General features: G+C 51.9%; 10 protein-coding genes and 1 pseudogene. 8 read left to right on the forward strand and 3 right to left on the reverse strand.

Features of this window, described 5'->3' with window-relative positions:
* Positions 1-181: 181 nt before the first annotated feature.
* Together FAZ14_RS16015 and FAZ14_RS16020 are read left to right on the forward strand one after the other, a co-directional pair.
* A complete protein-coding gene (locus FAZ14_RS16015; protein ID WP_038925879.1) occupies positions 182-1,306 on the forward strand; it encodes an ROK family transcriptional regulator in 1,125 nt (374 codons plus the stop codon).
* Between the two features lie 123 nt (positions 1,307-1,429).
* Positions 1,430-1,540: pseudogene (locus tag FAZ14_RS16020) on the forward strand (phenolic acid decarboxylase); the annotation flags it as partial.
* A gap of 132 nt (positions 1,541-1,672) precedes the next feature.
* Here FAZ14_RS16020 and FAZ14_RS16025 read toward each other — a convergent pair.
* On the reverse strand, positions 1,673-2,245 hold the full coding sequence (locus FAZ14_RS16025) for a hypothetical protein (protein ID WP_029456345.1): 573 nt from the start codon (positions 2,243-2,245) through the stop codon (positions 1,673-1,675).
* Positions 2,246-2,618: 373 nt separating this feature from the next.
* Here FAZ14_RS16025 and sodC point away from each other — a divergent pair, with 373 nt between their 5' ends.
* From sodC to uspE, 5 genes are all read left to right on the forward strand, one after another.
* A complete protein-coding gene (sodC, locus tag FAZ14_RS16030; protein ID WP_016941392.1) occupies positions 2,619-3,143 on the forward strand; it encodes a superoxide dismutase family protein in 525 nt (174 codons plus the stop codon).
* A gap of 312 nt (positions 3,144-3,455) precedes the next feature.
* On the forward strand, positions 3,456-5,399 hold the full coding sequence (locus FAZ14_RS16035; RefSeq protein ID WP_016941393.1) for a methyl-accepting chemotaxis protein: 1,944 nt from the start codon (positions 3,456-3,458) through the stop codon (positions 5,397-5,399).
* Between the two features lie 172 nt (positions 5,400-5,571).
* Positions 5,572-6,111 carry a methylated-DNA--[protein]-cysteine S-methyltransferase gene (gene ogt, locus FAZ14_RS16040; protein WP_016941394.1) on the forward strand — a complete coding sequence of 180 codons (540 nt, stop codon included), beginning with the start codon at positions 5,572-5,574 and terminating at the stop codon, positions 6,109-6,111.
* Between the two features lie 160 nt (positions 6,112-6,271).
* On the forward strand, positions 6,272-7,024 hold the full coding sequence (gene fnr / locus FAZ14_RS16045; RefSeq protein WP_016941395.1) for a fumarate/nitrate reduction transcriptional regulator Fnr: 753 nt from the start codon (positions 6,272-6,274) through the stop codon (positions 7,022-7,024).
* Positions 7,025-7,158: 134 nt separating this feature from the next.
* Positions 7,159-8,130: a universal stress protein UspE gene (gene uspE, locus FAZ14_RS16050; RefSeq protein ID WP_016941396.1), complete on the forward strand. Its 972-nt coding sequence runs from the start codon at positions 7,159-7,161 to the stop codon at positions 8,128-8,130.
* 110 nt (positions 8,131-8,240) lie between these two features.
* Here the strand turns inward: uspE and pntB are convergent, their stop codons facing one another.
* Both pntB and pntA read right to left on the reverse strand, forming a co-directional pair.
* A complete protein-coding gene (gene pntB / locus FAZ14_RS16055) occupies positions 8,241-9,629 on the reverse strand; it encodes a Re/Si-specific NAD(P)(+) transhydrogenase subunit beta (protein ID WP_016941397.1) in 1,389 nt (462 codons plus the stop codon).
* 10 nt (positions 9,630-9,639) lie between these two features.
* A complete protein-coding gene (gene pntA, locus FAZ14_RS16060; protein WP_016941398.1) occupies positions 9,640-11,169 on the reverse strand; it encodes a Re/Si-specific NAD(P)(+) transhydrogenase subunit alpha in 1,530 nt (509 codons plus the stop codon).
* 511 nt (positions 11,170-11,680) lie between these two features.
* Between pntA and ydgH the strand changes: the two genes are divergently transcribed.
* Entirely contained in the window at positions 11,681-12,631 is a 951-nt protein-coding gene (gene ydgH / locus FAZ14_RS16065; protein WP_016941399.1) for a DUF1471 family protein YdgH, read from the forward strand.
* Positions 12,632-12,742 lie beyond the last annotated feature (111 nt).

The raw sequence follows: 12,742 nt of genomic DNA on the forward strand, positions 1-12,742 counted from the left end.
AATCAGATCACCCATCAGGTTGCATCTGATGAAAAGGGTTATTATCATTCTTTATGATTAATAATTAGTGACGCCGGTATTTCCGGTACGCCCTCCGGCATCAGCGATGAGCTAACTGCACGACAAGGCGTGATAAAAGGATCATAAACACCATGCAGACACACGCGGAGGCCCGCGCCTGATGTGGCCAATACTTCACGACAATGCAAGTGTCACCGTAAATGAACGTCTGGTTCTGGATATCGTTCGTCGTAACCGGCACATCATGCGCTCTGCGATATCACCGCAGACCAACCTGACCCAACCCTCGGTACATCGAATCATCGATAACCTGCTGGAGCGTGGGCTATTGCAGTTAGGCGAAAGCATTGTGCATGGGCGAGGAAAACCCAGCCCGGCCCTGGAACTGGCACCGTCGGCGCGGTATAGCATCGGTATCTCCGTGAATACCGATGCGCTGGCGTTTTGCCTGTGTGACTTCAGTTGTCAGGTGGTCTATGAGGAAACCCTCGATATTCCGCTGGATGACCGCACGCGTGCGCTGTTTATGTTGAAAGAGCAGACACGCAAAGCACTGCAGCAGTGTGCGATCTCCCCCTCTGCGGTGGTGGGCATAGGGTTTGCTATGGCGGGCTATCTGGTGGATGAGAAACGGTTATTTAACGCACCGGAGCCACTTCGTGACTGGTCGCTGGTTGATATCAAAAGTGAACTGGAGACCCTGTTTGATCTGGACGTCTGGATAGAGAATAACGCCACCACTGGGGCAATCGGCGAGTCCGTGCTGGGGGCGGGGTTGCAGTACCCGACCTTCGGTTACCTGTCATTCAACTATGGCTTTGGCGCAGGTCTCATCCTCAATGGTCAGTCCTTTGCCGGTTCTTTCGGCAACGCGGGGGAAATCAGCCGTCTTTATACCAAACAAGAGTTTTCCTCCCGCCCGGCACTGGGCGAATTACTTAAGCGGCTTAATGCACAGGGTATCGATATTCAGCGGGTCAGCGCCCTGCGTAAGCAGTTCAACCCACAATGGCCGGGTGTATCCGAGTGGGTCGAAGAAGTCAGACCTTGCCTGAACCGTGCTATTGATGCGCTGCGCGCGGTGGTCGACCCGGCAGCGATTGTATTTGGCGGTGAGTTACCAACAGCATTAGGAGAGATGTTGCTTACGGTTCCTCCCACCCAGCAGTCACCACGATATGGACACGCCGCTCGCTATCCACAGCTGTTGCTAAGCCAGATCCAACATGACCCGGCCGTGATTGGCGCCGCATTGATGCCGTTCAAAGCACGCTACTTCGCCTGAATGGATATGGGTAATGGGTGGTTGCACAGCGAGCGGCTGTCACACATGAATAGTGACAATGTCACTTTATGCCATGACATCGGCGGCCTCCGTCAGTAGCGCTACCAGCGTTGCGACCTCCGTGACGAATTCGCTACCATTACGTTCGTGCGCGACTGTGGTGAAAACAACAATAGCGTTATTGATTGCCCGGCCAGCGACTTGCCGGACAACTTTCCGCAAAATTTGCGCTAAACAACGCCCGACCGGACTGCCAGATCGGTAGCGGTTAGCTTAAAACACAACCCCTCAGCCAGTCTGACGGTCTATAAACCAAACAGCCCTGCCGACTGGCAGGGCTGAGCCCATCAGGCAATAACCATCATTCTACTTAGCACCCGCCAGTAGACTTTTGCCGATGGACAACACCACTCCGGCCTGACGCTGCTGTGCCGGCTCAAACGCTTTATTGTCAACCAGTGTGACCGGCTGGATTTCCACCACCCGACCTTTCACTACCGCAGAACATAATGAATGCACAACCTGACCATTGAGAATAGTCAGCAGACACCGGAATTTTGGGGTGCCATCGGCAACCAGATCCTTTTTCTCCGGGCGAATTCGCTGGCGCAGCATCTCTTTCTCGGAACTGGCAACCGCGGCCTCCAGTTCAGTTTCACTGGCCGCCTCCTGCCCGCTGATTGATGGCGGAATATAAATAGTGACCAGCGTCTTACGTTTTGTCGCGGTATCCACATATTCTGCTTGCACGGAATGCTCTTTGGCATCCACTTCCACGCCGCGACGTTTTAAGCCATCAACCACCGCCGGTAACGCATCAGCCAGTTGTTGCGAGGTATAACCGGCAATCAGATCCGGATTTTTGTTATCGGCGAACCCACAGAGCGGCATCGCCAGCAACAGGCCACATAGCCCTTTCGTTACCACACCCTTACTCATTTTTTTCGTCTCCTTCGTACCTAATTTTTTCATCACATTTTCCATCCCCTGATTACACTATATATCGAATTGTTGTTTTATCAGTGTGATAGCCCCAATTTTTGTCCTGCTGGCGCGATTGCACCGTCTGACGATGCACAAACGCTGCTGTGGCCCATCTTCCCAGTGCAGATCCCTACTGACAATGCGTGACAGCGTCACAAAAAACTGGCGTACTATACCGTCCCGACTATATTTGGCTGGAGGAAATCCGTTTTATTGGGAACCCGGTGATGAGGTCAACGGGCGTTTTATGCCCTCGGCATGACCGCTGATGTTGCCGTGTAATACTCAGGATTGCGGCAATAACATGACAATAGGAAAAGGGAGCATCATGAAACTCAACGCACTGATTCTGTCTGGCCTGTTCATCAGCGCCATCACCCACGCGGCCAGTACGACCGTCACGCTAAAAGAAGCACTGCCCACTGGCGATGGCGATACGCTTGGTAATATCACCATCACAGAAACAGAGTATGGCCTGCTGTTTAGTCCCAACCTGAAAGGGTTGCAGCCTGGCATTCACGGTTTCCACGTCCATGCTAATGCCAGTTGCGCGCCGGGCGTACAAAATGGCAATACCGTACCGGCACTGGCAGCGGGCGGGCATCTGGACCCGCAAAAAACCGGTCGGCATCTCGGCCCTTACAATGATAAAGGGCATTTGGGCGATTTACCTGGTCTGGTCGTCAACGCGGATGGCACCGCGACTTATGAAGTACTGGCACCACGGTTAAAATCGCTATCAGAAGTGAAGGACCACGCCTTGATGGTTCATACCGGTGGTGACAACTACGCCGACACGCCGAAGGAACTTGGCGGCGGTGGAATACGCATCGCCTGCGGCATTATCCAGTGACGTACCCCGGCCGATGCGGCCCTGCACCGCGTCGGCCACTTCTGTCGCCGTCATGGCGATGGTTACCCCCCTCCACCCCGCAAAATACATTAACAAAAATAAGTAATTTCATTTTTCACAAAATAATTTTCTTATCATTCCCTAACCCGTTCATTTACCACTATCATCAATGTGATCCCGCACACGGAATCAGATTTCTTGCCTATTTGAGTGATGACTGGTGATCACGATCACCCTACACCCTATTCACATCTCGTAGGATAAAATCAGGCTTCCCATTAAATTAATTTAAATATAGGGAGTGGATATATTATGTCATCTTTCCTGAGCCATATCGCAGTCCCAGGTTTAACAAGGAACCGCCCAGCACGTGGCACCTATCGTTGTGACGCCTTACCCAACTCATTGTCTGCTCTCGGGCTCCCCTCCAAGCCAGGGTTGCTGTTGGCGTTTGTCCCTCCTGAAGCCAACTTTTCCGAGGTCAACCGTGCCTGGCAACGTTTTTCTGCCCCTAATCGCACGGTGATCACTCTTTCGTCCACCGGTACGTTATGCAGTCAACGTAATCACTCTGCTTACTGTGAGATGAATAGTCCGCAGGGGAGTTGGTTATGGATGCCTCAATCGCTGATCGCCAGACATGAGGTACATCTGGTCGATCTACACATGCATGACAAACCCAGTGCTCGCGTCAGAATCGACGCCATTAAACGAGAACTGGAGCGCCTGAACGTCAGTATGCCGCTCTCTGCGAATAACACCTTCGCACTGATTTATTGCGATGGTCTGTCGGCATCGGAAGGTTTTTTGATGCAGGCCTGGTACGCCTGCCGCCGTTTCCCCTGCCTGACTATCGGCGGCGCGGCAGGTGGTCGGCTCGATTTCAGCGGCACCTACATTGGTGCAGACAATGCCGTACTGCAAGGAAAGGCGGTGATCGTGTTCTGTCAGATGGCACCCGGCAAATCATTTGCGCCATTCAAGAGCCAGAACTTTGAACCGACAAAACAGAGCTGGCTGGTGGCAGAAGCTGATCCTGTCGCCCGTACGGTAAAATCTGTTTTCGATGCCCACGGCCATGAGCAGCCGATTATTGACGCGATCGCTGCCTGTTTACGCTGTCCGCCAGGTCAAATCAGCCAGCATCTGACAGGAAAAACGTTCGCGGTTAAGGTCAATGATGAATACTTCGTTCGTTCCGTCGCCGCCATTAAAGAAGACCACATTGCCTTTTTCTGTGACCTGGAATTTGGTGACCGGCTGCATCTTATGCAGTCAACCGATTTTATCGCCACCACCGAACGAGACTGGCAACAATTTGTGTCACAACATGGCAAACCGGAGCTGTTACTGCTCAATGACTGTGTACTGCGGCGGGTTGGCAATACCGTTCTGGAGCAGGCTCAATTTTTTGATCAGGTCCCCGCTGCCGGGTTTTCCAGCTTTGGTGAAATTCTGGGGGTACCCATCAACCAGACACTATCCGCACTGGCATTTTTTGACCGTGACGTGAAAGCCATGAACCATTTCCCGGTCGAATACGCCGCCTACGCCGGTCATTATGCTCAACGCGCCCTGCGGCGTTGGGAAGCCCTGCATGACATTCAGTCGGCCGTAGTCAAACAGGTGGTTGATTATGAACAGGCGTTGGCACCGCTGTTGATAGCTATGCCTCAACTGGAACAGGCAACACTACGCCAGAGCGATACACTGGATGTGGCTCAAAGCAGCATCCGTGCAATTAGCGACTCCGCCTCAAAAACACAAGAAGCACAGGTCCGGCTGGAAACCGGCCTTAACGACCTGGAGCGTATTTCAACCAGCATCAGCCATATCACCAGCGGCATCAACGCGATTGCGGATAAAACCAATTTGCTGGCGCTGAATGCCGCCGTAGAAGCGGCCCGCGCGGGTGAGGCAGGTCGGGGATTCGCCGTGGTCGCGGATGAGGTCCGCAAACTGGCAAGCTCCTCTAAAGAGCAGGTTGACGCGACCACCCACAGCATTAATGAGGCGGTTCAAACCATCGCGCATATCCGCTCCATTGCTCAGCAAACCGTCACGACAACCGCACAAATGGCGGATAAAAGTATCTCGGCAGCCAACCAAATCGCCACCATGAGTGCCGAAACCGATAAGGACCGGGCCAACATGACGGCGAATCTGGGTAATCTGAAAGATCTCGCCAAAGGGATGGACGCCATGCAAGATGCCGTTAACCAGTTGACGACGCTTCAAAAACTGGCCTCATCCTGAGTCTATCGTTCTCTGGAGGTGCTGGCCGTGTACCCGGCTATCACCTCCAGCCCTTTCTCAACATCATGCAGTTTTTATGTGACAGATGTTGCTATTAAAGCGACAATGCGCCCACGCTTAAATCTGGTTACCACGTCACTGTTATTGGCTGACGTTACATAACACGATATCCATGCAGACATTTTTATTTGATACGCTCCCCACGCCCATTGGGGAATTATTATTGATTGCTGATGAAAATTATCACCTTAGAGCGGTGGAGTGGCGTGAATATGAAGAGAATTTATATCAATCGCTGAATAAGCGTTACCGTCATGACCCGTTCGTGTTAAAAGCCTGTAATAATCCGGGTCAATTGACCGATGCGTTATGCGCCTATTTCGCCGGTGACCTGAACATTATTGAGACCTTGCCAGTTGCTGCTGCAGGCACCGACTTCCAGCATCAGGTCTGGCAGGCGCTTCGTACCATACCTTGCGGCAGTACAACCACTTACGGCGAACTGGCTACCCGACTCGGACAACCAGGTGCCGCCCGCGCCGTTGGGCTGGCCAATGGTTCCAATCCCATCAGTATTGTCGTCCCCTGCCATCGTGTTATTGGTGCGCGAGGTGCGCTCACCGGTTACGCCGGCGGCATTCATCGTAAACAATGGTTATTAACCCACGAAGGGTATTTACCACAGCAGGATTTATTCAACCGCGGCCACTGAGTGAAAATCCGGGAGTAGTGAGGCGAAGAATCCAAATATCGTGCCCAAAAATATTAATAAGCTCACTATTTACTTGTCAGTTCCAGAGATAGCAGATCTTATCAGACCCAATAAAAGCTGTTAAAATTGACCAATATCAATTATCGCCTGAGTAAAGTCTATGATTCCTGAAAAGCGAATAATCCGACGCATTCAGTCTGGCGGCTGCGCAATCCATTGTCAGGATTGCAGCATCAGCCAGCTGTGTATTCCTTTCACACTGAACGAGCATGAACTCGACCAGCTCGACAACATTATCGAAAGGAAAAAACCCATCCAGAAAGGGCAAGCGTTGTTCAAGGCCGGTGATGAACTGAAATCACTGTATGCTATCCGCTCAGGTACCATCAAAAGCTACACCATCACCGAACAAGGCGATGAGCAAATCACTGGCTTTCATCTGGCGGGCGATCTGGTTGGGTTTGACGCTATCGGTGGCGCTCAGCACCCCAGTTTCGCTCAGGCCCTGGAAACGTCCATGGTGTGCGAAATCCCATTTGAAACGCTGGACGACCTATCCGGTAAAATGCCCAACTTGCGTCAGCAAATGATGCGGTTGATGAGCGGCGAAATCCGTGGCGATCAGGACATGATCCTGCTGTTGTCGAAGAAGAACGCCGAAGAGCGCCTGGCCGCCTTTATCTACAACCTTTCCCGTCGTTTTGCCCAGCGTGGTTTTTCACCTCGTGAATTCCGGCTGACCATGACTCGCGGTGATATCGGCAACTATCTGGGTCTGACGGTAGAAACCATCAGTCGCCTGCTCGGTCGCTTCCAGAAAAGCGGTATGCTGGCCGTGAAAGGTAAGTACATCACTATCGAGAATAATGAGCTGCTGGCCGAACTGGCGGGCTCATCACGTACTAAAGCTTAACACCCCTTGTACAGCGCCGGATCAATGATTGCTCTGAATTGTTGATCCGGTCGCGCTCATCTTATTGTTCAAAGCGATTTCCTTGCGTTACTCTTAACGGGCAGGCTGCAGAGTGACAGCCAACAGGAGGAGCTATGGCGAGGTATCAGAATTTACTGGTAGCTATTGACCCCAATCAGGATGACCAGCCCGCGCTGAGACGGGCCGTTTATCTGGTCCAGCGGCTTGGTGGTCGTATTAAGGCGTTTTTGCCTATCTACGACTTTTCCTACGAAATGACTACCCTGCTCTCTCCGGATGAAAGAACCGAGATGAGACAAGGGGTTATCGCCCAACGAACCGAATGGATTGCGGAACAGTGTAAATACTACCTTGATGCGGGGATCCCCATTGATATCAAGGTCGTCTGGCATAACAAACCTTATGAAGCCATTATTCAGGAGGTGATTGCCGGTAAACACGATTTATTGCTCAAAATGGCTCACCAGCACGACAGGCTGGAAGCGGTGATTTTCACCCCGACCGACTGGCAGTTACTGCGTAAATGTCCTTGCCCGGTCTGGATGGTGAAAGACCAGCCCTGGCCAGAAGACAGTCGCGCACTGGTGGCGGTCAATCTGGCGAGTGAAGACCCCTATCACGATCCGCTTAATATAAAACTGGTATCCGAAGCGATGGATTTGGCTCGGCAGGTCAACCAAACCGAAGTCCACCTGGTTGGTGCTTATCCTGTTACCCCCATCAATATCGCCATTGAGCTGCCGGATTTCGACCCCGGCGTCTATAACGGGGCTATCCGCGGCCAACACCTGCTGGCGATGAAATCTCTGCGACAGAAATTCAATTTGGATGAACGCGTCACCCACGTGGAAAAAGGTCTGCCGGAAGAGGTCATCCCCGACCTGGCGGAGCATCTGCAAGCTGGGGTGGTGGTGTTGGGATCGCTTGGGCGCACCGGCCTGTCCGCTGCATTTATCGGCAACACGGTAGAACACGTGATCGATCACCTAAAATGCGATTTGCTGGCAATTAAACCGGACGACTTTGTTTCGCCGGTCACATTGCAGGGTGAAAATGACGCGGGTAGTCAGGAAAAGCCCAACTGACCGCGGCGGTTATCACGCTCAGTAAACACTCCCAATAGCAACAGGGGCCATCGGCCCCTGTTGTTTTATAGATTGTTGTTTTACTGATGCTTCATCGCATTGATGCTGACTTACAACGCTTTCAGAATCGCTTCCACGCTTTCTTTGGCATCGCCGAACAGCATTTGGGTGTTCTCTTTAAAGAACAGCGGGTTCTGCACACCAGCATAGCCGGTATTCATCGAGCGTTTAAACACGATAACATTCTGCGCTTTCCAGACTTCCAGTACCGGCATACCCGCAATAGGACTGTGTGGATCTTCCTGAGCGGCAGGGTTAACGGTGTCATTAGCGCCAATCACCAACACGGTATCGGTATCGGTGAAATCATCATTGATTTCATCCATTTCCAGCACGATATCGTAAGGTACTTTCGCTTCCGCCAGCAGAACGTTCATATGCCCAGGCAGACGCCCCGCAACCGGGTGAATACCAAAGCGAACCGTAATGCCTCGAGCACGCAGTTTAGCGGTAATGTCATGCACCGGGTATTGGGCTTGCGCCACCGCCATACCGTATCCCGGCGTAATAATCACCGAGGTAGAGTTTTTCAGCAGTTCCGCAACCTCTTCTGCGGTGGTTTCACGATGTTCACCCACGGCTTCATCACTACCTGCCGAAGAGCCGTCCGTACCGAAACCGCCAGCAATAACGCTAATGAACGAGCGGTTCATCGCCTTGCACATGATGTAAGACAGAATCGCACCGGAAGAACCCACCAGCGCACCGGTCACGATGAGCAGGTCATTGCTCAGCATAAACCCTGCCGCTGCAGCCGCCCACCCTGAATAGGAGTTCAGCATGGAAACCACCACCGGCATATCCGCGCCACCGATCGAGGCCACCAGATGCCAGCCGAACGCCAGCGCAATCAGCGTCATCAGCAGCAACGCGAATGCCTGCATTCCAGCACTGCCGGTTTTGACAAACACCAGCAACAACAGGAATGACAGTACCAACGCCAACAGATTCAGCTTATGGCGATTAGGCAGCATCAGTGGTTTCGATGAAATCAAACCACGCAGTTTACCAAACGCGACGATCGAACCGGTAAAGGTCACCGCACCAATGAAAATACCCAAAAATACTTCGGTCAGATGGATATTTTCCATGATGGGTTCAGCAATATCGGCTTCGCCAATAAAGCTGTTGAAGCCGACCAGTACCGCCGCCAGGCCAACAAAGCTGTGCAGAATCGCGACCAGCTCCGGCATTTCGGTCATTTCTACCTTGCGAGCCAGGCGCACACCGACAGTGCCGCCGATCACCATCGCGACGAGAATCCAGCCTACGTTCCCGGCATGCGGACCCAGGATGGTCGCCAACAGTGCAATGGCCATCCCGCTAATACCGAAAATGTTCCCCTGACGCGACGTCTCGTGTTTGGATAAACCAGCCAGGCTGAAAATAAACAGAATTGCAGCAACGATGTATGCTGCTGTCACTAATCCTCCAGACATCCGTTACCCCTTAATTCTTACGGAACATTTTCAGCATGCGCTGAGTGACGGTAAACCCGCCGAAAATATTGATGCTGGCGATCAGCACGGCGATAAAGGAGAGAAAAGATACCCATCCCCCATGCCCAATCTGCAACAACGCCCCCACCACAATAATGCCGGAAATCGCATTGGTGACCGACATCAATGGCGTGTGCAGCGCGTGACTGACGTTCCAGACCACGTAGTACCCCACCACGCAAGACAGCGCAAATACCGTGAAGTGAGACAGGAACTCTTTCGGCGCCACGTTTGCCAGCCAGCCAAACAATACTATCGCCAACGCGATGAAGATAAATTTCTTCCAGGGCGACGCAGGCTTAGTCTCTTGCTGTGCCACCGCTGCCGCTGGCTTAGCCTGTTGCGGTTGTGCTGAAACCTGAATCGGCGGAGCCGGCCAGGTAATGTCACCGGATTTAACCACGGTCACACCACGAATCACGTTATCCTCGAAATCAATATCGATTTCGCCGTTCTTCTCTTTACACAGCAGCTTCAGCAGATTCACCAGGTTAGTGCCGTACAACTGTGACGACTGGGTCGGCAGGCGACTGGGCAAATCGGTATAACCGATGATCTTCACGCCGTTTTCTGTCACCGTTACCTGATCAGCGACGGTCAGCTCACAGTTACCGCCTGTCTGGGCAGCCAGGTCGACAATCACACTGCCGGGCTTCATGCTCTGCACCATTTCACGGGTGATCAGTCGCGGTGCGGGTTTTCCCGGGATCAGCGCGGTAGTGACGATAATATCTACTTCCTGCGCTTGCGCGGCGAACAGCGCCATTTCGGCCTTGATAAAGGCTTCAGACATCACTTTGGCATAACCGTCGCCACTGCCGGCTTCTTCTTCGAATTCCAGTTCCAGGAATTCGGCACCCATACTTTTAACCTGCTCTTTAACTTCCGGGCGTGTATCGAATGCACGAACGATGGCACCCAGGCTTCCGGCAGCCCCGATCGCAGCAAGCCCTGCCACACCGGCACCGATGATCATCACCTTCGCCGGTGGTACTTTACCTGCCGCCGTTATCTGACCGGTAAAGAAACGGCCAAACTCATGCGCCGCTTCAACAATGGCACGATACCCGGCGATGTTCGCCATTGAACTCAGCGCATCCATGGACTGGGCACGGGAAATACGCGGCACAGCATCCATCGCCAGAACGGTCACCTGACGTGCCGCCAGTTTTTCCAGCAATGCCGGATTCTGAGCAGGCCAGATGAAACTAATGATCGTACTGCCAGCGCGGGTGAATTCTATTTCTTCATCCAGCGGCGCATTCACTTTGAGCAGAATATCGCTCTGCCAGATCTCCGCCGTATCCAGAATTATCGCGCCAGCTTGCTCGTAAGCGCTGTCCTCGAAACTGGCCGGTTTGCCCGCCCCACATTCAATAGCGACCTCAAAGCCCAGTTTCAGCAGTTGCTCCACCGTTTTTGGCGTGGCTGCGACACGGGCTTCATTGGCCAACCTCTCTTTTGGTACACCAATACGCATTGTGAATCCCTTTTCGTTGTCACGAAGGTTTTATATAGGCTATGTCAATCATTTGAAAAATGACTTGTCACTGTTACCAGCACCCGCGGCGGCAGCGATAAGCCCCTTTATAACCTACTTAAAATGGAATTAATGATCCACTGCTAAAACCATTACGTTCTAAAAGCAGAGTTATGACAGGCTGCAATGCCTATTTACGGTCAAAAATCACAGCTAAAACAAGTTTTTCTACCATTATTGCTATAACAATATTCAAAGACACCTCACAAAAAAGCACTGTTAACGCTTTGTTAACCACACTAATTACGATAAATATCGTTTATAAAATGAATTCGATTATTAATGGTGATTATTTCCATTTTTCTCTTTCCCCGTTGTTCACCGCATGATTTTGTAAGATTTGGCCTAAAATGCGGAGGCATAACATCAGGTTCCATGCCATAATCAGCGGCTACCATATAAAGATGGCTTGGAACGTATTCACCGTATGCGTCAGGCGAAAGGATTTTTTATGAAGCTGAGAACTAGCGTTGTTGCATCCACACTCTTATCAATAGTAGCGTTTTCGACGCAGGCTGCGCAGGAACTTACGCCAGAAAAAGCACAATCACTACAGCCCTTTAAGCGTATAACCTTTTATGGTCGTTACGATGCTATTTATGAAGCGGCAGCGGCTGCCTCCCAAAAGGCCGATGAGAGCGGCGCGGCGGCGTTTTACATTCAGGGTACTTCCGAAGTTAACGGTGGCCGTTGGCAGGTAACCGTCGATTTGTATAAAAAAGATGCGCCAGCTGCCGTCAAAAATACCTCTCACCGTGAATTCAGTGGCGTTCAGGAACTGCCGAAAGATGAGGCCGTACGTCTGGAGCCTTACGACACCGTCACGGTAAACGGTGCATTCAGTAACCAGCCGGAAGTCAATGAAGCCGTCGGTAGTGCAGCCAAAAAGAAAGGCGCTTACTCGTTCTATATCGTTCGTCAGGCTGATATCAATTCTAGCGGTTCAACCCAAAGCATCACGGCTTTTATCTACAAAAAAGACGCGCCCAAGCGTCAGGTACAAAGCCCAGATCTGATCCCGGCCAACTCCGAAGCTGGTAAGGCCGCGGTAGCAGCGGGTGGTAATGCCGCTGCTAAAGTGGAAATCCCCGGGGTGGCAACCTCTTCGAGCCTGAGCGATAAGGTAGGTAACTTCTTCCAGACCCAGTCTTCAAACGTAGGCTCACGTTACACGGTAACGATGCCGGATGGCACCAAGATTCAGGAACTCAACAACGCCACTGCCGCTCAGATGGCACCGTTTGACTCCATTAACTTCCGCGATAGCTTTAGCAGCCCGACAGATATTTCTGAAGCCGTGGCCAAGCGCGCTTACAAGAAAGGTGCTAAGTTTTATCACATCACCAAACAGTGGCAGGAAAACGGCGACCACTACACTATCGGCGCCGACCTGTACAAATAATCACCGCGCGTGATGCACAAAAAAACCGCCATCTGGCTAATGCCAGTCACTTAAGGTGACTGGCATTGTTTTTAAAAGGGTATTTGGGCTTTTTTTGCCTCACTTCTCTTT

The organism is Dickeya oryzae (assembly GCF_009372235.1).
GTDB classification, from domain to species: Bacteria; Pseudomonadota; Gammaproteobacteria; order Enterobacterales; family Enterobacteriaceae; genus Dickeya; species Dickeya oryzae.